Raw genomic sequence first — 22,267 nt, 5'->3', positions numbered from 1 at the left:
CTTGCCCCGGACGGGCGGCCTAGGCCGAGCGCGCATTCGGCTATACCCCCGGCGCGCTACGTCATTCGCCCCGCTGCACCGCCGGCGCACGAAAGCGGCAGTGCTCCGGTTTCGGAACGCCGGCCGGTCTCGCCGGTTGAAGGAGGGAAGAACGGCGCTCCGGCTCCGGCCGTCGGCCGGGACCGGAACCGCGATCGATCACCATGCACCTGCAGGAACAGCCGCCATGAAACGCCACCACCTTCTCGCGACCGCGGCCCTGATGCTGTTCGCGGCACCCGCCATCGCCCTGGCCCAGACCCCGACGCCGGCCAAGACCGCCACCCAGGCGGGCCAGCCGGCACAGGCCGACAAGACCTTCGCCGAAAAGGCCGCGATCAGCGACATGTTCGAGATCCAGGCCGGCAAGCTGGCGCAGGAGCAGGCGAAGGACGCCGGGGTCAAGCAGTTCGGCAGCCATATGGCGGCCGACCATGGCAAGACCTCCGAGGCCATGAAGGCACTGGCACAGCAGAAATCGATGACGCTGCCGACAAGCCTCGATTCCGAACACCAGCAGAAGCTGGACCAACTCCGCGCCCTGAAGGCCGACCAGTTCGACGCCGCCTATCTGCAGGGCCAGATCGAGGCCCACCAGACCGCCGTCGCCCTGTTCCGCACCCAGGCGGAGACCGGCAAGGACGCCGACCTGAAACGCTTCGCCGAACAGACGCTGCCGACGCTGGAGCAGCATCTGCGCCAGGTGCGCGACCTGCGCCCGGCCGTCGCCTCCGCCACCGGCACCACCGGCAATGCTGCCGGCAACGCCACCCAGCAGCGCACCAGCTTCGAGAGCCTGATGGGCAAGGACGTCTATGGCCAGGACGGCAACAAGCTGGGCGATGTGGCCGACATCATCCTCGACCCGCAATCCGGCAACGCCACCCAGGTGATCCTCGACCGCGGCGGCATCCTCGGCATCGGGGCCAAGCAGGTGGCGCTCGACTACAACCTGCTGAACGCCGACGGCGACCGCCTCGTCGCCCGCCAGGTGACCGAGGATCAGGTCAAGCAGATGGCCGAATTCGAATATGACGGCACCACCGTCTCGCTGGGCAAGCGCGGCGCCGCCCCCAGCGGCAATACGCAGTAATCCCTGCGGAATTGCCCCCGACAATCCCCGTCAACCATCCGTCTCCGGCGCCGGGGCTCCGGTCCCGGCACCGGACGGCCAGCCATAGGGAGAAATCGCGATGGCGAATGCCAGCAAGAAGCACATGGGCACCGGCGCGCAGGGCAAGGGCAGCGGAACCGGCGCCACCACGGACCTGCCCGCCGGCTCCATCGGCGACAACACGGTGCTGTCGAACCGCGACAAGTCCCGCCACACCGAGGCGCGCGGTCTCGACGGCAAGACCATCCAGACCGAACAGATGCAGGACCACGCGGCCAACCGCGAGCCGGAGGCCGATCGAACCCCGTAGGACCCTCAGCCCGGCGGGGCAGGCCACCCACCCCGCCGTCCCCTCAGCCCCGCCAGAAGCGCGGCATGAACAGCACCAGCACGGTGAACAGCTCCAGCCGGCCCAGCAGCATCGCCAGCGACAGCAGCCATTTGGCAGCATCCGGCAGGGACGAGAAGGTTCCGGCCGGGCCGATGATCTCGCCCAGCCCGGGGCCGACATTCGCCAGCGCGGTGACCGCGGCGCTGGCGCTGGTGATGAAGTCCAGCCCCAGCGCCATCAGCGCGATGGTCACCACGCTGTAGGCGGTGAAGAACAGCGCGAAGAAGACGATCACCGACCCCAGCACGTCGTCGTCCAGCCGGCGGTTGCCGTACTGGCGCGGAAAGACGCCGCGGGGATAGATCAGGTGCAGAAAATGGGTGCGCAGCACCGTCACCATCACTTCGAACCGGAAGATCTTGATGCCCCCGGCGGTCGAGCCGGTGCAGCCGCCGATGAAGGTCAGCCCGAAGAAGACGCCGACCGCCAGATTTCCCCATTGGCTGTAGTCGGTATAGGCATAGCCGGTGGTGGTGACGACCGACACCACGTTGAAGGCGACCAGGCGCAGGGCGTCGGCGAACGCATAGCCGTGGGTCGCCGCCAGCCAGACACTCAGCGGCAGGATCACCGCCGCCAGGAAGACCAGATAGGTCCGCACCTGGCTGTCCTTCCACAGCGCGTCGCGCTGGCCGGCCAGCGTGCGGACATAGAGGACGAAGGGCAGGCTGCCCAGCAGCATGAACAGCGTCACCAGCCAGTGCAGCAGCGGGCGTTCGAACTGCCCGATCGACTGGTCTGAGGTGGAGAATCCGCCGCTCGACAGGCTGGTCAGCGCATGCACCACCGCCTCGAACGGGGTCATCCCCGCCAGCCAGTAGCAGACGCCGCAGATCAGCGTCAGCCCGGAATAGACGGCGGCGATGGCCTTGGCGATCTGCTGGGCGCGCGGCAGCACCTTCTGCGAGCGGTCGGAGGATTCGGTGCGGAACAGCTGCATGCCGCCGACGCGCAGCGCCGGCAGCACGGCGACGGCGACGCCGATGATCCCGATGCCGCCCAGCCATTGCAGCAGCGCCCGCCACAGCAGGATCCCCTCCGTCGTGCGGTCCAGCCCGACCAGCACGGTGGAGCCGGTGGTGGTCAGCCCCGACATCGTCTCGAAGAAGGCGTTGGCGTAGTTCAGCGACAAATCCGGGAAATGGCCGAACTGGAAGGGCAGCGCCGCGAAGGCGGCGGTGGCGGTCCAGGTCAGCGGCGTCAGCAGGAAGGCCTGGCGCAGCGACAGGCCGCCCTGCAGGTGGCAGCGCGTGGCGAGGGCCAGCGCTCCGCCGCAGCCGCCGGTGAAGGCGGCGGAATAGAGGAAGACCCGCGCGTCCGGATTGCCATAGGCATGGTCGACCGCCGCCGGGATCAGCATCGTTGCGGACAGCGCAAGAAGCACGATGGCGACGATGAAAAGGATCGGCCTCAAATTCGGCATGATGTCTTCGTGCTTGGGCGATGGCGGGGGCGATGGCGGGGGCGATGGCAACCGCTCAGAAGAACTCCAGCCCGACGGCGAACAGCCGCTCGACCTTGCGCACGAGGTCCGCGGTGGCCATCACGATGACCCGGTCATGCGGCTCGATCACCGTCTGCCCGGTGGGGATGATGACCTCCCCGTCGCGGACCAGGGCGCCGATGGTCAGGCCGGACGGCAGGCCTATGGACCCGATCGGACCGCTGACGGCGCGCGAGGTCTCCAGCGCCTCGGCCTCGACCACCTCGCCGAAGCCGTCGCCGATGGTCTGCACCGCGGCGACCCGGCCGCGCCGCACATGGCGCAGGATGGACGACACGGTGACCGCCGCCGGGTTGACGACGACGTCCATTCCCAGCCCGGCGACGATCGGCGCGTAGGAGGTCTTGTTCAGGAGCGTGATCGCCCGGCCGCAGCCGGCGCGCTTGGCCAGCAGCGAGGTGAAGACGTTCGTCTCGTCGTCGTTGGTGACGGCCACGATGGTCTCGGCGCGGCCGACCTGCGCCTCCTCCAGGATCTCATGGTCGAGCGCGTCGCCGTTCAGCACCACCGTGCTCGACCGCAGCGAGCGCGAGATCAGCTCGGCCCGCTCCGCGTTGCCCTCGATCATCTTGATCGAGATGCCGCGCATCTGCCGTTCGACGATCTGCGCGAGATTGAAGCCGACATTGCCGCCGCCGGCGATGACCAGGCGGCGGGCCGGCGCCTCGGCATGGCCGAACAGCGCGACGACGCGGACGATGTCGGCGGTCCGGCAGACCAGATGCACGTCGTCGCCGAGCCGCAGCACGTCGTCGCCCTTCGGGACGAAGCCGGTGCCGCCGCGGAAGACCGCGAGCACGGCGGCGCGCACATCCGGGAACATCTCGGTCAGCCGGCGCAGCGGGGTGTCGAGCAGGGGCGAACTGGTGGTGCAGTGGACGCCGACCAGATGCACCTTGCCGTCGGCGAGCGGCACCATCTCGAACGCGCCGGGGGAGCGCAGGCGCCGCGCGATGCTGTGCGCGATCTCCACCTCCGGCGAAATGACGACGTTGATCGCCAGATGCTCGTCGGCGAACAGCTTCGACCATTCCGGCCGCAGATAGGCCTGCTTGCGGATGCGCGCGATGCGGACCGGAATGTTGAACACCGAATGGGCGACCTGGCAGGCCACCATGTTGACCTCGTCGGAATGGGTGACGGCGATCAGCATGTCGGCATCCCGCGCGCCCGCCTGCGCCAGCACGTCGGGGTGGGAGGCGTGGCCGACCATCCCGCGCACGTCGTGGCTCTCGTCCATCCGCTGCGCCAGCTCGGTCGAGGTGTCGATCACCGTGATGTCGTTGTCTTCCAGCGCGAGATGCCGGGCGATGCTGGCCCCGACCTGCCCCGCCCCACAGATGATCGCCTTCATTCGGTTCCCGTCCCCGCCCACCCGACCCCGGCTCATGCCGGCGTTCGTCGGTGAGGAGATGACCGCAGGAACGGTCCGTTGCAAGCGGAATGGCGTTCGGGGCCCGCCGCCACCCCCCATCAGCCCTTGCCGTCACCCCCGCCGGGCCAGCCCGCCCTTCAGCTTCAGCACATAGGTGATGACCTCCGCCACCGCCTGGTAATGCTGGAGCGGGATGACCGCATCGACCTCCGCCGTGGCGTGGAGGGCGCGGGCGAGCGGCGGATTCTCGACGATGGGAATGCCGTGCTCCTGGGCGACGGCGCGGATGCGCAGCGCGATCAGGTCGGCGCCCTTGGCGAGGCAGACCGGCGCGGCGGTCCGGCCGCGCTCGTACTCCAGCGCGACGGCGAAATGGGTCGGGTTGGTGATGACCACCGTCGCGCGCGGCACGTTCGCCATCATCCGCTTCTTCGAGCGCGACCGGCGGATATCGCGCAGCCGGGCCTTGGCGTTGGGATCGCCCTCGATCTGCTTGAACTCGTCCTTGACCTCCTGATGGCTCATGCGCAGGCGGCGGCGCCATTCCAGCCGGTTCCACAGCACGTCCACCGCCGCCATCAGGACGGTCGCCAGCAGGACGGCCAGCAGCAGCCGCAAGGTCACGTCCCGCAGCAGGTTGGGCAATCCGGCGACGTCCATGCCCACAGTATCCTCCGTCCAAGCGATGTAGGGCGCCAGCGCATGCCACGCCGCCGCGCTGATGATGGCGAGCTTGACCAGGCTCTTGACGAATTCGACCAGCGCCGGGCGGCCGGCGATCCTCTTCCAGCCCGACCCCGGCGACAGGTGCGACAGCTTGGGCCGGATGCGGTCGGTCGCGACCACGAAGGGCCCCTGCCCCAGCGCCGACAGCACCACCCCGCCCAGCAGGATGCCCAGCACCGGAAGCAGCACGACGGCGGTGCCGGCGATCAGCCAATGCAGGTTGTGGATGACGTCGGCGGCGCTGTCGTCGATGCGGATGTCGTCGGGATTCTCGATCAGCGGCAGCAGCAGCGCCGACAGCCGCGCCGCCGCATCGGGCGCCGCCATCAGCACGATGGTCCAGGCCGCCAGCATCGCCGACAGCAGGCCGACATCGCGGGCGCGCGGGACGTCGCCCTTCTCCGCCGCCTCGCGCAGGCGTTTCTCGGTCGGTTCCTCGGTCTTCTGCTCGTCGTCCTCTCCGGCCATCGCTCAGCTCCCCGACAGCCAGCCGCCGAGCGCGGCGACGAAGGCGGTCAGCATCGCGCCGGCGGTCGCCATGAACAGGCCGAGCCCGACCATCAGCATGCCGGGCGTGGCGACGAAATAGACCGGCATCGCCGGCATCACCCGGTTGACCAGCCCGAGCGCCAGATTCATCACCAGCCCGTAGAGGATGAAGGGCGCGGCCAGCCCCACCCCCAGCCGGAAGGTGGTCGCCAGCAGCTGCGCGAAGCGTTGGGCGACCAGCCCGATCTCCGGAAACGCCCCGGCCGGCCAGGAGCCGTAGGACCGCGCCAGCGCGCCGATCATCAGGTAATGCACGTCCGACGCGAACAGCAGTGCCAGCCCGCCGATCAGCAGCACGCCGGACAGGACCGACCCGCCCTCGAACCCGGCCGCCTCCATCGAGAAGGGGTTGCTGAGCCCGACCACCTGCGCCACCAGCGCCCCGGTGGTCTGCAGCGCGGCCATGAACAGCCGGGCGCCGAGGCCGAGATAGGCGCCGACCAGCGTCTCCCCGGCCAGCGTGCGCAGCATGTCGACCGGCTGTTCCGGCATGCGGCCGGGCAGCCCGTCGAGCCCCGGCAGCAGCACCAGCGTCACGATGACCGCCAGCGCCGCCCGCACCCGCATCGGCACTGCCGCCTCGCCGAAGCCGGGCAGCAGCCCGATGGCGGCGGCGACCCGCGCCAGCACGACGAGCCCGCGGTAGATCTCCAGGGTCAGCAGCTGGCTCAGAGCGTCCATCGCCTAGACCTGATCGATGGTCTTGAGCGACGCCTTGCGGTGCAGCTCGGCATGGCTCAGCACCGGGGTCATCGGGCTGACCCGTTCCAGCAGCGAGCGGACGAAGGGCCGCACCTCCGCCCCCACCAGCAGGGCGGGCCAGACCTGGGGAGTCGCGTGCTTCTGGATCTTCAGCCGCACCGCGGTCAGGAACTCCTGCACCTGGCTGGGCGGCATGACGAAGCGGCGGTCGTCGCCCTCCACCGCGATGCCGTCGAGCAGCGCCTGTTCCCAGCGCGGGCTGAGCGCGATCACCGACACGAAGCCGTCCGGCCCGGCAAGCCCCTGGTGGATCTGCTGGCCCAGCCGCATGCGCACATGTTCGGTGATCAGCGTGATGTGGCGGGTCCAGCCGACGGCCTCCGCCACCGCCTCGACGATGGCCGGCAGGTTGCGGATCGACACCCGCTCCGACAGGAGCTGCTGGAGCACCCGTTGCAGCACGACCAGCGAGATCTGGCTCGGCACCATGTCGTTGATCAGCTTCTGGTACTCGCGCCCCAGCCCGTCGATCAGCTTCTGCAAGGCGGCGAAGGTCAGCAGGGTGGAGAGGTTGTCCTTGATGACCTCGGTCAGGTGGGTGGTGATGACGCTTTCCGGATCGACCACGGTGTAGCCCTTGGCCACCGCCTCCTCGTGGCGGGCGGGGTCGATCCATTTGGCATGCAGGCCGAAGGTCGGCTCGCGCGTCGCGTCGCCGGCGATGTCGGGCACCGCCCCGCCGGTGGGATCGATGGCGAGCAGGTGCTTTGGCCGCACCTCGCCCTTCGCCGCCTCCACCCCCATGATGCTGATGACGTAGCTCTTGGGGGCCAAGAAGCTGGAATCCTTGATGCGCACCGACGGCAGGATGAAGCCGAACTCGGTGGCGAAGCGCTTGCGCAGCGTCTTGACCTTGGTGGTCAGCGGGCCGTTCTTGTTGAGGATCAGCGGGACGAGGTGGTTGCCGACCTCCACCTTCACCTCGTCGACCTTCAGCATGTCCTCGACCGTCTCCTCCGGGGCGGCGGCGGGGGCCTTGCGGCTCTCGTCCAGCTTGGCCAGCGCGACTCGGCGGGCCTTGCGCCGCGGCGCGTACCAGCCGAGCAGGGCGAAGGCGCCGCCCATGACCAGGAAGGGCGCCATCGGCAGGCCCGGCGTCACCGCCAGCGCCATCAGCAGCCCGGCCGCCACCAGCAGCGCCTTGGGATAGGCGCCGAGCTGGTCGATCACCGCCTTTTCGGCCGAGCCGACATTGCCGCCCTTGGTCACCAGCAGGCCGGCGGCCAGCGACACCACCAGCGCCGGGATCTGGGTCGCCAGCCCGTCGCCCACCGTCAGCGTGGTGTAGGCGGAGGCGGCGCTGTCGAAGCTCATCCCCTTCTGGGCGATGCCGATCGCCATGCCGCCCAGCACGTTGATGACGGTGATGACCAGCCCGGCCACCGCGTCGCCGCGCACGAATTTCGACGCGCCGTCCATGGCGCCGTAGAAGGTGCTTTCGTCCTCCAGCTCCTTGCGCCGCCGCCGCGCCTCGATGTCGTCGATCATGCCGGCCGACAGGTCGGCGTCGATCGCCATCTGCTTGCCGGGGATGGCGTCGAGCGTGAAGCGGGCGCCGACCTCGGCGATGCGGGTGGCGCCCTTGGTGATGACCACGAAGTTGATCACCACCAGGATGCAGAAGATCACCACGCCGATGACGAAGTTGCCGCCCATCACGAACTGGCTGAAGCCCTGGATGACGTGGCCGGCGGCGCCGTGGCCGTTGTGCCCCTCGCTGAGGATCAGGCGGGTCGACGCGATGTTCAGCGCCAGCCGCATCATCGTCACCACCAGCAGCACGGTGGGGAACGAGGAGAAGTCGAGCGGCCGCGGGATCCACAGCGACACCATCAGCACCAGCACCGCGACCGAGAAGGACAGCGCCAGCCCGAGATCGAGGAACCAGGACGGCACCGGCAGGAACAGCACCGCCAGCACCATCAGGATGGCGACCGCGAACAGCACGTCGCGGTTCGCCAGACCGATGTCGCCGATCAGGCCGAACCGGCTGCGGACGTGATCCGTGAAGGTCATGGCGTTCCGGAAGGGTTCGAGGGAAAGGTCGCGTTCCGGGAACGATAGGGTGTCGCGGTAAAACCGGGATTTAAGGCCGGGCCAATCGGCACGGGAGACCGCGCCGGCCAGCCTCCCGGAAAATAGTTGACTAGGAAACAAAACATTGATAGTTTCCTAGTTAACAAACAAGGCGGCCACCATGCGATCCCCCGATACCATCTCCGGCCTGACCGAACATCTCGGCTACTGGATGCGTCTGGTGTCCAACCATGTCTCCTTCGCCTTCGCCCGCCGGCTGGAGGGCATGGACGTGACCGTGGCCGAGTGGGTCATGCTGCGGGAGCTGTATGCAACCGGTCCGCTCGCTCCCAATCGGCTGGCCGGACGGATGGGAATGACCCGCGGCGCGATCAGCAAGCTGGCCGACCGGCTGGTCGCCAAGGCACTGGTCACGCGCAGCGACGACCCGAAGGACGGCCGCGCGCACAGCCTGGCCCTGTCGGAGGCCGGGGCGCTGCTGGTGCCGGAGCTGGCCCGGCTGGCCGACGAGAACGATGCCGCCGCCTTCGGCTGCCTGACCCCCGACGAGCGGGCGCAGATCGACCGGATCCTGAAGAAGGTCGCCGCGGCGCAGGGGCTGAAGGGCAGCCCCCTGACTTGAGCGGGCGCGCAGGCAGTCACCCTGTCCATCACACATCCCACTGCCAAGGAGAGCGCCGATGAACGCGCAGCAGACGTCGATCGCCCGAAGCTGCCTTGCCGCCTCCCATGACGGCACCATGGACTTCCCGACCATCGTCGGCACCCTCATTGCCGCCGGCTTCGAAGGCTACGCCGTCGATTACCGCCGCGGCACCAGCACCTACTATCTGCCCGACGGCGACAGCGTCGAGCTGCCGGCCATGGCCGTGCCGGGTCCGGTCGCCGCCGCCTTCCGCGCCGACGCGATCGAGGCCGCCGTCCGCGAGGCCCAGGCCAATTCGCCCGGCTACAGCTACCGGGGATTCTGCGAGACGGTGAGGGCGGCCGGCTGTGCCGGCTACATGGTCTCCTTCCTCGGCAGGCGGGTCGTCTATTACGGCCGCACCGCGGAAAGCCACGTCGAACATTTCCCGCATTGAGCGGACGCGGCAGAACTCCGCGCGGCGCCGGGCGGCGGCCTCAGTTCTGCCCTTCCGGCAGCAGCGGCCGGGCCGGCCCGTCGGCGAACAGGCCGGACAGGAAGCTCAGCCGGCCGCGCTCCGCCGCGGTCCAGACCGGCGCCGCGCCCACCGGCCCGGCCGCAAGCGTCTCCAGATAGCCCAGCGCCCCGGCGACCCAGCGCAGGTTGCCGGTCACGCGCTGGCGATAGGCCTCGCCGCGCTCGGACTGAGCGGAATGGTAGCGGGCGACGGCGGTCTCCAGCGAGCCGTGGTCGCGCCGCAGCGCCGACAGGAAGGAGGCCGCATAGCGGGCGTTGGCGGGCGGGTCGAAGGCGGTGGCGAGGTCGGGGAAGGCATCCGGGTGCCAGCGCAGATTGACCTGGAGGCAACCGACGTCGATGGACTGCACGCCCCGCGCCTGCGCCGCCCGCACGAAGGCGATGGCCTCGTCGCGGGTCTGGAAATAATGGGACTTCCCTTCGGTATTCACCGTCCAGGGCCAGGCGGTGAACAGCCTGTCCTCGGTCCGCCGCCCGGATTCGGTGAAGCCCATCGCCAGCAGCAGATGGTCGGCGATGCCGGCCGCCTTTTCCGCGTCCAGGATGGCGGCGATGCATTGCGCTTCGGGCGGCAGCGCCTTCCCCGACCGCTGGACCGGAGCATTTGGCGGGGCCTTGGGCGGCACCTTGGGCGCGGCATAGAGCGCGGTGCTCCAAATCCCGATCTGAGAGGCGCCGGCCGGCGATGCCGCCGCACCGCCGGCCGGATAGGCGAGCAAGCCGAAAAGGGGAAGGCCGAGAAGGGGAAGGACTGCCCGCATCGGTCTGCGCCGCTTCGCCACTGCGCTAATCGATGGCGACAATCAGGTCGCTCAACCGATCCGCGTAGGTGGCGAGCGTACCATACATGAAGGGAAGCGCCAGCACCGTTACCGCCAGGATGGCAACGATCTTCGGCACGAAGGTCAAGGTCATCTCCTGAACCTGGGTCAGCGCCTGCACCAGCGAAATCGACACGCCGACAACCACCGCGACGATCAGCGGCGGCGCCGCGACCAGCAGGGTCGTCCATATGCCGCTGCGCAGCACCTCCAGCACGTCGGCCTGATTCATGGCGGGGATGGTCCTTCGCTTGTAGGGAGTTGTGGCTCTGCGTTGCCCCCTCCCTAACCCTCCCCCGCACTCGGCCGGCCTAAGGCCGGTCCGACCGCGGGAGAGGGAACTCCGCCGCTTCGGCATGGCAGCAACTTGAACGGATGTCCTGCCCCCTCTCCCGCGAAGCGGGGGAGGGATGGGGAGGGGGCAGGCGCGACGGCTCACACCGCGATCCGCATGATCTCCTGATAGGCCTGGACCATCTTGTCGCGGATGGCGACGACGCTCTGCACCGTCATCTCGGCGGCCAGCACCGAGCGCACCACGTCCTGGGCGCTGGCCTTGCCCGACACCGCGGCCAGCGACACCCGCTCGCTCTCCTTCAGCGTGTCGACCGCCTGGGCGATCGACTTGTCGAGGAAGCCGCCGAAATCGCTCTCGGCGCTGGCCGCCACCGCGTCGGTGCCGCCGGTGGCGGAGAAGGCCGACGCAGCCGAGGCCGGCGCCTGTGCCTCGGCGAGGCCGCTGACGGCGGGGCTGCGGTTGGCGGCATAGGCGGCGGCGACGCGGCCGACGGACATCTCGATCATGGGAGGGCTCCTCAGCTGCGCAGCAGGTCGACGACGCGGCCCATCATGGCGCGCGACTGTTCGATGACGTTCATGCTGGCCTCGAAGGCGCGGCCGGCCTCGCGCATGTCCATCATCTCGATCAGCGGCTGGACGTTCGGCTTCTTGACATAGCCCTTGTCGTCCGCCGCCGGGTGCGAGGGGTCGTAGGCGAGCTGGAAATCGCTGCGGTCGCGGCCGATCTGCTTCACCTGCACCAGATCGGCCCCGACCGAACGGTCCATCACGCTGTCGAACGACACCGTCTTGCGGCGGTAGGGCTCGCCGCCCTTGGTCGTGGCGGTGGAATCGGCGTTGGCGAGATTCTCGGCGACCACGCGCAGCCGGGTCGATTGCGCCTGGAGGCCGGCGCCGGCGATCTTCAGCGTCGCGCCGAGGACATCGTTCATCATGGGGTCGTCTCCGTCGGTGGGCGCATCAGCCGTTGCGCCAGGCCATGCGCAGCATCTGCACATTGCGCTGGAACAGGCTGGTGGTCAGTGCGAAGGCGTCGCGGGTCTCGCTGCCCTTGATCATTTCCTGTTCCAGCGACACCGCGTTGCCCGAGGGGGTCGATTCCCACAAGGCCGCCTTGCCCGCCTCACGATAGGGACCGGTCGAGCGGGTGCCCACCAGATGCAGGCCGGCGGTGCGGGCGGTCTCCACCGGGCGGAAGCCGTCCAGCACGCTGTCGAAGGATTTCAGGTCGCGCGCCTGGTAGTCGGGCGTGTTGGCGTTCACGACATTCTCGGCGACCAGCTTCTGCCGCTGCGCCAGATAGTCCATGCGCGTCCCGGCAAGCTCGAAGAAACCGATTTTACTCAAATCCATTGCGACCTCGGTCCACCATGTCTTCGGATGGGCGCCTCTTCCCAAGACCGGATGGCGCCGGAACATGGGATCGGACGATGAACCCGCCGGTTTAAAGCCGGATTTAAATTCCCCCCGCTAGACTGCGTCCATCGATGGACTTTGACGGAGACGGCGCCGATGCCGGCACTCGCCACCCTGGCGGCGGAACTCGACCGGCTGCCGACCCGCCGCTGGCGCGGGGAAATCCGGTCCGCCGCCGGCATGACGCTGGAGGTCGACGGGCTGCAGCGCGTGCTGTCGGTCGGCGACAAATGCCATGCCGAGACGCTGCGCGGCAGCCGGGTGCTGTGCGAGACCATCGGCTTCCGCAACGGCCGCTCGCTGCTGATGGCCTTCGACAACCTCGACGGCGTGGCGGAGGGCTGCGCCGCCGTCACCGACGACACCGCCTTCACCCTGCGGCCGGGGCCGGGCTGGCTCGGCCGCGTCGTCAACGCGCTGGGCGAACCGATCGACGGCAAGGGTCCGCTGCGCAATGGCGAGCATCCGCGGTCCCTGCGCCAGCCGCCGCCGGCCGCCTGCGCCCGGCGCCGGGTGGGCGCGCGGCTGGACAGCGGCATCCGGGTGATCGACAGCTTCGTGCCGCTGTGCCGCGGCCAGCGGCTGGGCGTCTTCGCCGGATCGGGCGTTGGCAAATCGACCCTGCTGGCGATGGTCGCCCGCCATGCCGAGGCCGACGCCGTCGTCATCGGCCTGATCGGCGAGCGCGGGCGCGAGGTGCGCGAATTCATCCAGGACGATCTGGGACCGGAAGGGCTGGCGCGCTCCGTCGTCGTCGTCGCCACCTCCGACGAGCCGCCGCTGATGCGCCGGCAGGCCGCCCTGCTCTGCATGAGCGTGGCGGAGGAGCTGCGCGATTCAGGGGACCAGGGGGGCAAGCACGTCCTCTGCCTGATGGACAGCGTCACCCGCTTCGCCATGGCCCAGCGCGAGATCGGGCTGGCCGCAGGCGAACCGCCGACCGCCAAGAGCTATCCCCCCAGTGTCTTCGCCGAACTGCCCCGCCTGCTGGAACGCGCCGGCCCAGGCCCGGAGGACGGCGGCAAGGGCAATGGAGGCGGCGACATCACCGCCATCTTCACCGTGCTGGTCGACGGCGACGACCATGACGAGCCGATCGCCGACGCGGTGCGCGGCATCCTCGACGGGCATCTGGTGCTGGACCGCAAGATCGCCGAACAGGGCCGCTATCCGGCGGTGAACCTGCTGCGCAGCGTCTCGCGCACCCTGCCCGGCTGCCACGACGCGCGGGAGAACCGCATCGTCGGCCGCGCCCGCGCGCTGGCCGCCACCTATGACGGCATGAAGGAGATGATCCGGCTCGGCGCCTACAAGCGCGGCACCGATCCGGAGACCGACGCCGCCATCGACCTGCATCCGCCGCTGGAGGAGTTCCTGCGCCAGGGCAAGGAGGATCCCACCCCCGCCGCCGCCACCTTCGCGCGCCTGGAGGCGCTGCTTGCCGCCATCGGAGACCGTTCATGAGCATCGACACCCGGCCGACCACCAAGGAGCCGACCACCAAAGGGCTGGCCGCCAAGGCCGTCACCCCGGCCGCTGCGCAGCGCGCCGCCCGCAGCGAGCCGGCCAAGACGCCGGAAGACAAGACGCTGGACGACAAGTTGAGCCTCGGCTTCGGGGATCTGGTGGATGCGGTGAACCCGCTCCAGCAGCTGCCGGTGGTGTCGTCGGTCTACCGCGAGGCGACCGGCGAGACCATCTCGATCCCCGCCCGGCTGGCCGGCGGCTTCCTGTTCGGCGGCTTGCCCGGCCTGATCGGCAGCGCCGCCATGGTCGCGTTCGAGGAGGTCACCGGCGACAGCGTGCTCGGCCACATCGGCAGCCTGATCGACGGCGAGGAGTCCGCCACCGCCACGGCAACGACGGCCGGCACCCCGGCCGGAGCCCTGCCCTGGCTCGATCCCGGAGACGGCGGCAACGGCGGCATGGACCCGTCCCTGCCCTCCCCCCAGGCGCTGGCGGAAGCGCTGCGACGCAAGACCGCCCCGGCCGAAACGGCACCGGCATCCGCGCAAGCGGCAATCCCGGCGGCCATTCCAACAGACGAACGGCCGGCGCCGCAGCTGCTGGCGAGGCTCTACAGCCTGGAAGCGACCGGCAACGCCGCCACGCCGGGACAAACCCGCAAGGGCGCGTGACGCCGCCGTCCGCAACCTGGGGTCCGACGCCCTGGAGCCGCGCCGGAAAGCCGTGCTAGGATCCCTGCCGGCGATTACGTGCGACGTCTCACATTGGACGGGCGGTCAGGGTGGCGGAAGACGGCGACATCGACAAGGCAGCTGAGGACGGTGCCGCGGGCAGCGGGCGGCGGCGGCTGTGGCTGCTGGTCGGGCATGGGGCGGTCGGGCTGGCCACGGCCGGCGCGTTCCTGCCGGTTCTGCCCACCGTCCCTTTCCTGCTGGTGGCCGGCTGGGCCTATGCCCGCGGCAATCCGGCCCTGCGCGAGCGCCTGCGCAACGACGCCCGTTTCGGCCATGCCGTGCGCGAGTGGCAGGACCGCGGCGCCGTCCCGGTCAAGGCCAAGGTCATGGCCGTCGCCGGCATGTCCGCCAGCTTCGCCGTCCTCGCCGTTTCGTCGCCGGGCTATCTGGTGCTGGGCGGCACCGGGCTGGTGATGACCGCGGCCGGCGCCTATGTGGTGTCGCGCCCGGTGCCGTCGCCCGGCCTCAAACCGGATCCCCGGCCCTGAACCGGCCCCCCGGGCTCACATCCCCATGTTGTTGCGCGACGCCTGCTCGATGGTCTTGATGTGGGCAAGTCCCGGCAGGATCTCCGAGCGGATGAACTCCAGCCGGCGGATCGGGCCGCCGCCGCGGGAGAAGCGGTGCTTCCACAAATTCATCTTCACCGCCAGCCCGCACAGCACCCCGCCGATGGTCAGGTGATGGGTGACGATCAGGTCGCGGATGCTGCGGAAGCTCTGCGGGTTGATGTCGCGCCAGAAATCGCGCGACCGGTTGTCGAAGCTCTCGAAGCGGCCGGTGATCGAGGTCGAGATGTCGGTCAGGTCATGGCCGATCTCGTCCAGCATGCGGCCCTGGCGGGCGTCGCGCCGCACCTCGCTGACCCGGTACAGTTCGGCCATCCAGCCGAGGAATCCCTGCACGTCGGGCACGATGTCGTCCAGGCAGCGCTTGAAATAGGCCAGCGACAGGAAGATGTCGGCATACTCCTCCAGGAAGGCCGGGATCTCGAGCAGCGGGATGTCGAGCCGGTCGGCGGTCAGCTGCAGCCGGCGCCGCGCCTCCTCCACGTCCGGCTGGGCGAACAGGCGGATCAGCTCGTCCATGCTGGAGATGCTGGCGCCCTGCGCGCCATAGACATGCTCGATCAGCGGCCGGGTGAAGACGCGCATGTAGCTGGTCAGCTCGGCCCGCTTGGCGGCGGACAGGCGCAGGGCGCCGGCCTCGTCGACGGCGATGTTCAGGCGGCGCAGCTCCAGCCGCAGGCTGTAGACGTCGAAGCTGGCGGACTCGGCGATCTGGCTGATCTTGCGCAGGTCGCGGCGGAATTCCGGCCCGGGGTCCGGCGCGGATTCCGGACCGTCATGACCGAAGCATTTCGGCAGCTGGTCGATCCTGATCTGGCCGCTGCCGGTCTGCGCGTCGTTGAACAGCTCGGCCACCGTCTCCAGCCGGACATTCTTGATCAGCCGAGCCCGGCGCAGCCCCGCCGTCTCCAGCGGCAGGATCGACAACGGCAGGATGTGCAGCGCGTCGCGCCCGTCATCCTCGTCGCTCTCCCCGGCCGCGCCGCGGAGCCGCACCGGCCCGGCGCCCGTGGTGCCCGGCGGCCGGATGCGGTCGCGCGTCCTTCGGTCCTGTGATGGGTGGCCGGCTGGCGGCTGCAAGGCTGGGTTCCTCCCGCCTGCGAGCCCCGCGGCGGTATCAGAAGCGCGGGAAGCTCATCAGCGACATGGTGATGGATGGGTCGATCGAGATGATCGAGGCACGCCCGCTGCGGGAGATCGGGCCGATCGACGGCATGGAGGCGGTCGCGGTGGAGGAGCCGTTCTGCAGATCATACATCGCGGCGAAGCGGTCCATCAGCTTGCTCACCTTCGCCGGATCCTGGAGGTCGGCGATGTCCATCCGCTTTTCCAGCAGCGCCTTCTGCTTGTCGACGTCCAGCAGCGCCGTCTGGTCCGGCAGCCCGAGCGTGGTGTAGACCACCTTGCGCAGCGCGCTGTCGGCCATCACCTGATACCAGTTGGTGATGTTCCCGGCCCGCCGCTGGAAATAGAGGCCAAGCCGCACCGCCGGGTTCTGCGCCTCCGAATCGACCTCCAGCGTCACGTCGACATAGCGGTCGATGATCGCCTGGACGACGGCCGGCTGCTTCAGATTCTCGCCGCCGCTCTCGGCAAATCCCAGGATGGTCGCCATTTCCTTGAACTTGGCGTCGCTCATCCGGTTGGCGGTGGAGGCGCCGTCGGTCACCCCCTCTTCCAGCACCTTGCGGATCAGGCCGCGCGACTTCGCCTGGCTGCCCAGGTCGAAGGCTTCCAGGACGAAGCGATAGAGCTTGTCGTCCTTCATGAAGTCTTCGGTGTTGGTGATCTTGCCGATGTTGTCCTGGAAATAGCTGATCGCGCGCTGCACCGCCGGCCGGCTGCGGATCGCCTGTTCGTAGCGGTCGTGGTTGCGGCTGACCACCCGCAGGTCGACGATGGTCGTCATGCCGTCGCCTCCCCGCCGTCCGCTTCCGCCGCCCCGGGGGACGCCCCGGACGCATCCTGCGTGCCGTCCTCCGCCCCGGCTCCGGCACCGTAGCCGGCGGGGATACGCATGATCACCTCCCCGGTCGCGGTGTCGAGCACCTCGGTGTAGATCCGCTGGGTGTCGGGATCGAGGTTGACGCGGTAGGGCCGGGCGGCGTGCTTGGGTTCGGCCTCGGCAGCCTCGGGCTTGGCCGTGCGCTCCACCACCTCGGCCGGCTTGGTCGTCTCGGCCTGGGCGGCGCGCAGGCGGTCGGCCTGGCGCTGGCGCGCCTCGGCGATGATGTCGGCGCTGGCGACGGACCGGTCGCCCGACGGGCCGGTCACGCCGGTGACGGGGGTGGGCATGGCGTCATCCTCCCGCGTGCTGGTCGAAGGCGTGCTGGCCCGTGGCGTATTGATCTGCGGCCTGCTGGTCGAGGCGGATCGCCGGAACGGCCGCGGCCGCCCCCGTGGCGGCGAGCAGCGTGCCCTCATAGTCCATGACCGGCCGCAGGGCGGCGAGCGCCTTGTAATAGTCGCGTTCGCCGACATGCCCCATGGCGCGGGCGATGCGGTCCTGGATGTCCGGACGGGTGAAGGCGGTGTAGAGCTGGGCCATCGCGTCGGCGACGGCACCGCCGCCGGTGGCCGCGGCGGTGGGGTCGAGCAGCATGTTCTGGATCAGGAAATAGGCGCGGCGCACCGGGGTTACGGCGTCCTCCTCCTGCAGGATGTCGCTGCCGCGGATGATCTGGGCGAAGTTGGAGACCGTCAGCGTGTAGCGGCGGTTCTCGTTCTGCACGACGCAGCCGTTGATGACCACGCGCTCGCAGGGCTTGAGGCGGAGCTTAAGCGCCATAGGACAGATCCTCCGTCACCAATTCCCTGGCGGGCTGGCGGGCGCCCTGCAATCCCTGCATCACCGCCCGGTTGATGTCGACCAGCAGGTCGACGCCGCCCTCGCCGCGCAGGACGCGCTGGCTGTGGCGCTCCACCGTGAAGGACAGCGAGACCAGCCCGGCGCGCAGCGCCTCGGGCAGGGCGTTGCCGTCCTCCAGCAGGTCGGCGCGCAGGGTGTTCCACAGCTCCAGGTTCCGCCACAGCGCGTCCTTCAGATCGGACGAGCGCCAGTCGGCGGAGCCGTTGCGCTCCAGCGCCAGCGTGATCCGCAGGAACACGCGGTACTCGATCTTTCGCGGATCGTCGCTCTCGGCGATGGTCTGGTGGTAGGCGGCGATGCTCATGGGCGCACCCCTGGGATGGGATCCTTGCGGCGGAAAGCCGGACCGGTTGCGGTGGATCGGGTCGGGCGCAGGGCCGGGGCCAACGGGCCGGAAGCGGACGGGCCGGAGCGGAAGGGTCGAAGCGCGGAGCGGCGCCACCGTCCAGGGGTTCGGACGATGGCGCCGCCCTGCCGGGCTTAGCGGAACAGCGACAGGATGTTCTGCGGACCCTGGTTGGCGATCGACAGAGCCTGGATGGCGAGCTGCTGCTGGACCTGGAGGGCCTGCAGGCGGCTCGATTCCTCGTTCATGTCGGCGTCGACCAGCGAGCCGATGCCCTTGTTCATCGAGTCCGTCAGCTTCGACACGAAGTCGTTCTGCACCGACACGCGGTTCTCGATCGAGCCGATGACCGCCGCCTTGCCGATGGCGCTGTCGAGCAGGGAGTTGATGACCTCGAGCGACTTCTTCGAGTTGTTGACCACGTCGATCTGCGTCAGGTCGGCGAGGCCGCCGAAGGCGTCGCTTTCCGTCGAGCCGACCCACAGGCCGGAGATCTGGGCGGTGAAGTTGCCGTCGGTGTTCACGTCCTGGTCGGTGAATTCCAGCGCGTCGCCGTTGAAGGCAACCTGGAAGTCGGCGCCGGCGGTGGTCAGGGCGGCGTTGACGGCCGTCTCGATGTTGGTCCGGGTGGTCGCCAGATCGGTGTCGTAGGTCTCGCCCGACAGGTCGACCGACACGTCCGCCTTGGTGCCGTCCTCCTTGGTGACGGTCAGAGTCAGCGACCCGAGACCCAGGCTCTGGCCGTCGATGAAGGTGGTGTCCGGGGCGCCGAGCTTGATGCCGACCGAGGCCTTCAGGTCGTTGGTCGAATCGACCTGCTGCTCGATGGTGGCCTTGCCGACGATCGATTCCACGCGCATGTCCTGGCGCTGGAATTCGATGTAGCTCGGGTCGACCGTGCTGTCGCTGCGGCTCAGCGAGGCCAGGATCGAGACGTCCTTGTCCTTCGCGGTGCCGTCGTTGGAGTAGGTGACCTTCAGCAGGTTGTCACCGTTGAACGAGGCGTCGGCGGCGGCGCCCTTGATCAGCTTGACCAGCTGGTCGACGTCGTTCTGAATCAGCGTCTTGTCGACGCCGTTGGTCTGGCCGGCGATGACGCGGGCCTTCAGCGTCTGCAGGTTCTCGACGATGTTCTTGGAGGCGACCGACGCGGTGTTGGTGGTGCCCGACCCCAGCTCCAGCGATTCCTTGACCGCCTTGAAGCCGGCGACGTCGGCCTTCATGGTGGTGGCGATCGACCAGTAGGCGGCGTTGTCCTTGGCGTTGTTGACCTTCAGACCGGTCGAGATGCGGTCCTGGGTCGTCTCCAGATCCCCGGTCACGCGACGCAGGGTCTGCAGCGCGGTCATGGCGGAGGTGTTGGTCATGATAGAGGCCATGGGTATCTCCATTCGTGAGATGCATGGCGCCTTTCTGACGCCGGGGCCAATCGCGCCGGCCTTCCCGATCTTGTTGCGGGGGCGCGAGCGGCAGGATCAGGATGACCGACCCGGTTTAAGCCGGGGTAAAAAAACGGACCGTTCGGAGGGACTGCGAAAACCGTGGAGCCGGCGGGATATCAGCGCCCGACCGCGCGGACCGGCAGGCGCTGGGCCGCCGGCAGGATGAAGGGCACGCGGCCGGCGGCGAGCCCGCCCGCCTTCGACCAGCGGTCCATCGTCGTCTGGGCGCGGTCGGGGGCGACATGGTCGGACGGCGCCTCGAACTTGTAGCCGCGGCCATAGACCGTCTCGATGTAGCGGCCGCCGCCGGTCGCGACGTCAATCTTCTTGCGCAGCTTGCAGATATAGACGTCGATCACCTTGTCCAGCGGGTCGGATCCCGACAGGCCGTAGACCTCCTCGTAGATGTGCTCCTTCGACACCACCCGGCGGTGGTTGAGGGCGAGCACCGAGAGGATCGCGTGTTCGCGCTGGCTGAGGCGCAGCCGCTCGCCGTCCACTTCCGGATCGCGGCCGTCGAGGAAGACGGTCAGCCGGCCGACCGGGACGGCGTTGCTGGTCAGCCCGTAGGACCGGCGGCGGATCGCCTCCAGCCGGGCGCGGATCTCGGTGCTGACGACCGGTTTCACCAGCACGTCGTCGGCCCCGGCCCGCAGGATGCCGGCGGTGGTGTTGGCGCAGCGCCGCTCGATCAGGCAGATGATCGCCGCGGTCACGTTGCGGGCCCGCAGCATCGCCACGCAGGCTTCGGTATCGCCGACGTCGCCGATGATGATGGCGTCGTGGCCGATCCCGATCGATCCCTGCCCGTCGACCAGCTCGCGCAGACCGTGAAGGTCCACCCGGTCATGGTTAACCTTGCACAGGTCGAGTTGCTTGCCGATGGCTTCGGCGATCAGGTCGGCTGGCTCAATCAGCAAAGCCTGCATTGGATTCTCCATTGTCGAGCAAGCGCAGATAAAGCATTGATTTTTACGCAATTGCGCTCATGTCACATGCTTATCACACCCTCAAAAGAGCCTATCAAAAGGCGGCCTGTCAACAGATTGGATTACCCGGATAGACATAGATCGGTATGGCGTTTTACGTGGTTTTAATAGTTTCTATCGACTAAAGACTGGATAAATTTTTATTCATCCAGGGATTTACTTTGAAATTCGATGGGTCGTAGCAGTGATCGCCTCCGGTAATCATTAATTCATTCGCCATCCATGGTTAACGACCGTGAAGAGATCGAAAACCGACGCTTACAAGTATGAACGCTGGTTTAACCCTGTTGCCCTAGGGTCGCCGGGCATCCGCGTTTAAGGAGGTTCCATGTCCGGAACGAAGGCGTCCGTCTTTCCGACTGCCCTGGCCGCTGCTTGCCTGCTCGCCCTGCCGGGCTGCGCCGGAATGTCGCAGGCACCCGACAGCGATTATCGTCAAGCCTTTGAAAAGGCACTCGCCGGCACCCGATGCGACGGCGATCCGGTGCGTTCCATGTGGTCGGCCTATGACCGGTGGTACGCGGTGGCGTCCGCCATCGCCGGCCATCCGAAGACCGACGAGGCGATGGCCCTGCTGCGCCAGGGCGACCAGTTCCGCACCCTTGGCTGTCCGGAGGTGGCGCGCGCGTCCTACCGGATGCTGATCCGCCGCTTCCCCGAGGACGGCTTCGCCCCCCTGCGCGAGGCGGCGCGGGCATCGCTCCAGACGCTGCCGCCGCCCGTCCTGCCGCCTTCCGCCATGCCGCCTTCAGCCGCGACTCCGGCACCCGCCGGACCGACGCTGGTCAGGCCGCCGGCGACGCAGACATGACGGCGCCCCCGCCCGACCGGGGTGGGGGCGCATCATGCAGACAGGATCAAAGGGCGAGGTCGGAGGTCAGCGGGCGGTCCAGCCCGAGCCAGGCGTCGGCAAGCGGGCCGACGCTGAGCGTGCCGTCGAGCAGGCAATCGGCCCGGCAATCGGCCAGGGCGGCGTGGAAACTCTCATGCAGGTCGGCCAGTGCCGCCGACGGCAGGCCGGTCGCCAGCCGCAGCGTCACGTCCAGCCGGCGGCCGCCCAGCGTCGCCATCAGCTGCACCGGCCCGATCAGCGGCGGGCGGGCCTGCAGCACCAGGGTGACGCGGTCGGACAGCCCGTCCTCGATGCCGACGGCGCACAGCAGGCTGTCGCCGCCGTCCAGCAGCGGCACGCGCGACAGCCGCCACAGCCGCCCGTCGACCGGTTGGAAGCGCGACTCCAGCGCCCGCCCGCACTCGTCGACCAGCAGCCCGTCGTCGAGACCGGCCAGCAGAGCCGCCGCGTCGGTGCCCAGCCAGCCGCCGCAGCCGCCGGCCGTCGCCGCCAGGAACAGGGCCAGGCCGGCACCGAAGGTCGAGTCGCAGCGCGGCAGGCAGCCCCGCGCCAGCGCCGCCTCGGCCGGAGCCAGCGTGTCGAGCAGGTCGAGCAGCCGCCGCACCAGCGGCCCGGCGTCGGAATCGCCGCCTGCCGGATCGCCGCCATCCGGGCCGGCACCACCACCCGCCGGCACCGGAAGCCCGGCAAAGCGCGCGGCCAGCTGGCCCGGCGCCGGCATCGGCACCGGCAGCGGCACGGAGTTGGGAACGAGATCGCGCCCGGCCATTCAGGGCCTCCCCATCCGATGGCGGCGGCGGCC

At 69.1% G+C, this 22,267-nt stretch carries 26 protein-coding genes; 8 read left to right on the top strand and 18 right to left on the bottom strand.

The window, feature by feature from the left end; all coding sequences use genetic code 11:
- Nucleotides 1-226 precede the first annotated feature (226 nt).
- Both AL072_RS28540 and AL072_RS28535 read left to right on the top strand, forming a co-directional pair.
- Entirely contained in the window at nucleotides 227-1,132 is a 906-nt protein-coding gene (locus tag AL072_RS28540) for a DUF4142 domain-containing protein (protein ID WP_045584901.1), read from the top strand.
- A 100-nt stretch (nucleotides 1,133-1,232) separates the two neighbouring features.
- A complete protein-coding gene (locus AL072_RS28535; protein WP_045584900.1) occupies nucleotides 1,233-1,463 on the top strand; it encodes a hypothetical protein in 231 nt (76 codons plus the stop codon).
- Between the two features lie 43 nt (nucleotides 1,464-1,506).
- Here AL072_RS28535 and AL072_RS28530 read toward each other — a convergent pair whose 3' ends face one another.
- The 5 genes from AL072_RS28530 to flhA form a co-directional block, all read right to left on the bottom strand.
- Complete coding sequence (locus AL072_RS28530) at nucleotides 1,507-2,967, bottom strand: TrkH family potassium uptake protein (protein WP_045584899.1); 1,461 nt, start codon at nucleotides 2,965-2,967, stop codon at nucleotides 1,507-1,509.
- Nucleotides 2,968-3,022: 55 nt separating this feature from the next.
- Complete coding sequence (trkA, locus tag AL072_RS28525) at nucleotides 3,023-4,402, bottom strand: Trk system potassium transporter TrkA (RefSeq protein WP_045584898.1); 1,380 nt, start codon at nucleotides 4,400-4,402, stop codon at nucleotides 3,023-3,025.
- A gap of 132 nt (nucleotides 4,403-4,534) precedes the next feature.
- A complete protein-coding gene (flhB, locus tag AL072_RS28520; protein ID WP_045584897.1) occupies nucleotides 4,535-5,617 on the bottom strand; it encodes a flagellar biosynthesis protein FlhB in 1,083 nt (360 codons plus the stop codon).
- Between the two features lie 3 nt (nucleotides 5,618-5,620).
- A complete protein-coding gene (locus AL072_RS28515; RefSeq protein ID WP_045584896.1) occupies nucleotides 5,621-6,379 on the bottom strand; it encodes a flagellar biosynthetic protein FliR in 759 nt (252 codons plus the stop codon).
- Between the two features lie 3 nt (nucleotides 6,380-6,382).
- Nucleotides 6,383-8,476 carry a flagellar biosynthesis protein FlhA gene (flhA, locus tag AL072_RS28510; RefSeq protein WP_045584895.1) on the bottom strand — a complete coding sequence of 698 codons (2,094 nt, stop codon included), beginning with the start codon at nucleotides 8,474-8,476 and terminating at the stop codon, nucleotides 6,383-6,385.
- A gap of 181 nt (nucleotides 8,477-8,657) precedes the next feature.
- On the opposite strand from flhA, the gene AL072_RS28505 reads away from it, so the two are divergent.
- On the top strand, nucleotides 8,658-9,119 hold the full coding sequence (locus AL072_RS28505; protein WP_200909980.1) for a MarR family winged helix-turn-helix transcriptional regulator: 462 nt from the start codon (nucleotides 8,658-8,660) through the stop codon (nucleotides 9,117-9,119).
- A gap of 58 nt (nucleotides 9,120-9,177) precedes the next feature.
- A complete protein-coding gene (locus AL072_RS28500) occupies nucleotides 9,178-9,579 on the top strand; it encodes a DUF1398 domain-containing protein (protein WP_045584894.1) in 402 nt (133 codons plus the stop codon).
- Nucleotides 9,580-9,619: 40 nt separating this feature from the next.
- Here AL072_RS28500 and AL072_RS28495 read toward each other — a convergent pair whose 3' ends face one another.
- The 5 genes from AL072_RS28495 to AL072_RS28475 form a co-directional block, all read right to left on the bottom strand.
- Nucleotides 9,620-10,420 carry a lysozyme family protein gene (locus AL072_RS28495; protein WP_052710326.1) on the bottom strand — a complete coding sequence of 267 codons (801 nt, stop codon included), beginning with the start codon at nucleotides 10,418-10,420 and terminating at the stop codon, nucleotides 9,620-9,622.
- Nucleotides 10,421-10,445: 25 nt separating this feature from the next.
- Entirely contained in the window at nucleotides 10,446-10,712 is a 267-nt protein-coding gene (gene fliQ, locus AL072_RS28490; protein WP_045584893.1) for a flagellar biosynthesis protein FliQ, read from the bottom strand.
- Nucleotides 10,713-10,915: 203 nt separating this feature from the next.
- Nucleotides 10,916-11,284, bottom strand: a complete 369-nt coding sequence (gene fliE, locus AL072_RS33865) for a flagellar hook-basal body complex protein FliE (protein WP_052710325.1) — start codon at nucleotides 11,282-11,284, stop codon at nucleotides 10,916-10,918.
- A gap of 11 nt (nucleotides 11,285-11,295) precedes the next feature.
- Nucleotides 11,296-11,715: a flagellar basal body rod protein FlgC gene (gene flgC, locus AL072_RS28480; RefSeq protein ID WP_144428404.1), complete on the bottom strand. Its 420-nt coding sequence runs from the start codon at nucleotides 11,713-11,715 to the stop codon at nucleotides 11,296-11,298.
- Between the two features lie 25 nt (nucleotides 11,716-11,740).
- Nucleotides 11,741-12,133, bottom strand: a complete 393-nt coding sequence (locus AL072_RS28475) for a flagellar basal body rod protein FlgG (protein ID WP_045584892.1) — start codon at nucleotides 12,131-12,133, stop codon at nucleotides 11,741-11,743.
- A 159-nt stretch (nucleotides 12,134-12,292) separates the two neighbouring features.
- Here AL072_RS28475 and fliI point away from each other — a divergent pair, with 159 nt between their 5' ends.
- The 3 genes from fliI (at nucleotide 12,293) to AL072_RS28460 (ending at nucleotide 14,885) form a co-directional block, all read left to right on the top strand.
- Nucleotides 12,293-13,660, top strand: a complete 1,368-nt coding sequence (gene fliI, locus AL072_RS28470; protein WP_045584891.1) for a flagellar protein export ATPase FliI — start codon at nucleotides 12,293-12,295, stop codon at nucleotides 13,658-13,660.
- A complete protein-coding gene (locus tag AL072_RS28465; RefSeq protein WP_045584890.1) occupies nucleotides 13,657-14,334 on the top strand; it encodes a hypothetical protein in 678 nt (225 codons plus the stop codon). Before fliI ends, AL072_RS28465 begins: the two co-directional genes overlap by 4 nt.
- A gap of 110 nt (nucleotides 14,335-14,444) precedes the next feature.
- Nucleotides 14,445-14,885, top strand: a complete 441-nt coding sequence (locus AL072_RS28460; protein WP_052710324.1) for a YbaN family protein — start codon at nucleotides 14,445-14,447, stop codon at nucleotides 14,883-14,885.
- Nucleotides 14,886-14,900: 15 nt separating this feature from the next.
- On the opposite strand, the gene AL072_RS28455 is transcribed toward AL072_RS28460, so the two are convergent.
- From AL072_RS28455 to AL072_RS28425, 7 genes are all read right to left on the bottom strand, one after another.
- Complete coding sequence (locus AL072_RS28455) at nucleotides 14,901-16,046, bottom strand: hypothetical protein (RefSeq protein WP_052710323.1); 1,146 nt, start codon at nucleotides 16,044-16,046, stop codon at nucleotides 14,901-14,903.
- Nucleotides 16,047-16,083: 37 nt separating this feature from the next.
- On the bottom strand, nucleotides 16,084-16,875 hold the full coding sequence (locus tag AL072_RS28450; protein ID WP_045584889.1) for a DUF1217 domain-containing protein: 792 nt from the start codon (nucleotides 16,873-16,875) through the stop codon (nucleotides 16,084-16,086).
- Nucleotides 16,872-17,261 carry a flagellar protein FlaG gene (locus tag AL072_RS28445; RefSeq protein WP_045584888.1) on the bottom strand — a complete coding sequence of 130 codons (390 nt, stop codon included), beginning with the start codon at nucleotides 17,259-17,261 and terminating at the stop codon, nucleotides 16,872-16,874. The genes AL072_RS28450 and AL072_RS28445 overlap by 4 nt, the downstream gene beginning before the upstream one ends.
- A 4-nt stretch (nucleotides 17,262-17,265) precedes the next feature.
- A complete protein-coding gene (locus AL072_RS28440; protein ID WP_045584887.1) occupies nucleotides 17,266-17,754 on the bottom strand; it encodes a flagellar biosynthesis repressor FlbT in 489 nt (162 codons plus the stop codon).
- Nucleotides 17,744-18,139: a flagellar biosynthesis regulator FlaF gene (gene flaF, locus AL072_RS28435; protein ID WP_045584886.1), complete on the bottom strand. Its 396-nt coding sequence runs from the start codon at nucleotides 18,137-18,139 to the stop codon at nucleotides 17,744-17,746. The genes AL072_RS28440 and flaF overlap by 11 nt, the downstream gene beginning before the upstream one ends.
- A 176-nt stretch (nucleotides 18,140-18,315) precedes the next feature.
- Entirely contained in the window at nucleotides 18,316-19,560 is a 1,245-nt protein-coding gene (locus AL072_RS36080; RefSeq protein ID WP_045584885.1) for a flagellin N-terminal helical domain-containing protein, read from the bottom strand.
- A 179-nt stretch (nucleotides 19,561-19,739) separates the two neighbouring features.
- Complete coding sequence (locus tag AL072_RS28425) at nucleotides 19,740-20,552, bottom strand: response regulator transcription factor (RefSeq protein ID WP_045584884.1); 813 nt, start codon at nucleotides 20,550-20,552, stop codon at nucleotides 19,740-19,742.
- Between the two features lie 388 nt (nucleotides 20,553-20,940).
- Here AL072_RS28425 and AL072_RS28420 point away from each other — a divergent pair, with 388 nt between their 5' ends.
- Nucleotides 20,941-21,423, top strand: coding sequence for a tol-pal system YbgF family protein (locus AL072_RS28420; protein WP_045584883.1), 483 nt, complete (start codon nucleotides 20,941-20,943; stop codon nucleotides 21,421-21,423).
- Nucleotides 21,424-21,469: 46 nt separating this feature from the next.
- Here the strand turns inward: AL072_RS28420 and AL072_RS28415 are convergent, their stop codons facing one another.
- Nucleotides 21,470-22,234: a hypothetical protein gene (locus AL072_RS28415; protein WP_045584882.1), complete on the bottom strand. Its 765-nt coding sequence runs from the start codon at nucleotides 22,232-22,234 to the stop codon at nucleotides 21,470-21,472.
- Nucleotides 22,235-22,267: the final 33 nt, after the last annotated feature.

The organism is Azospirillum thiophilum, from assembly GCF_001305595.1.
In the GTDB taxonomy this organism is placed as follows: domain Bacteria; phylum Pseudomonadota; class Alphaproteobacteria; order Azospirillales; family Azospirillaceae; genus Azospirillum; species Azospirillum thiophilum.
Note: the sequence above shows the minus strand (reverse complement) of the source record. Positions and strands in the feature narration are given on the sequence as shown.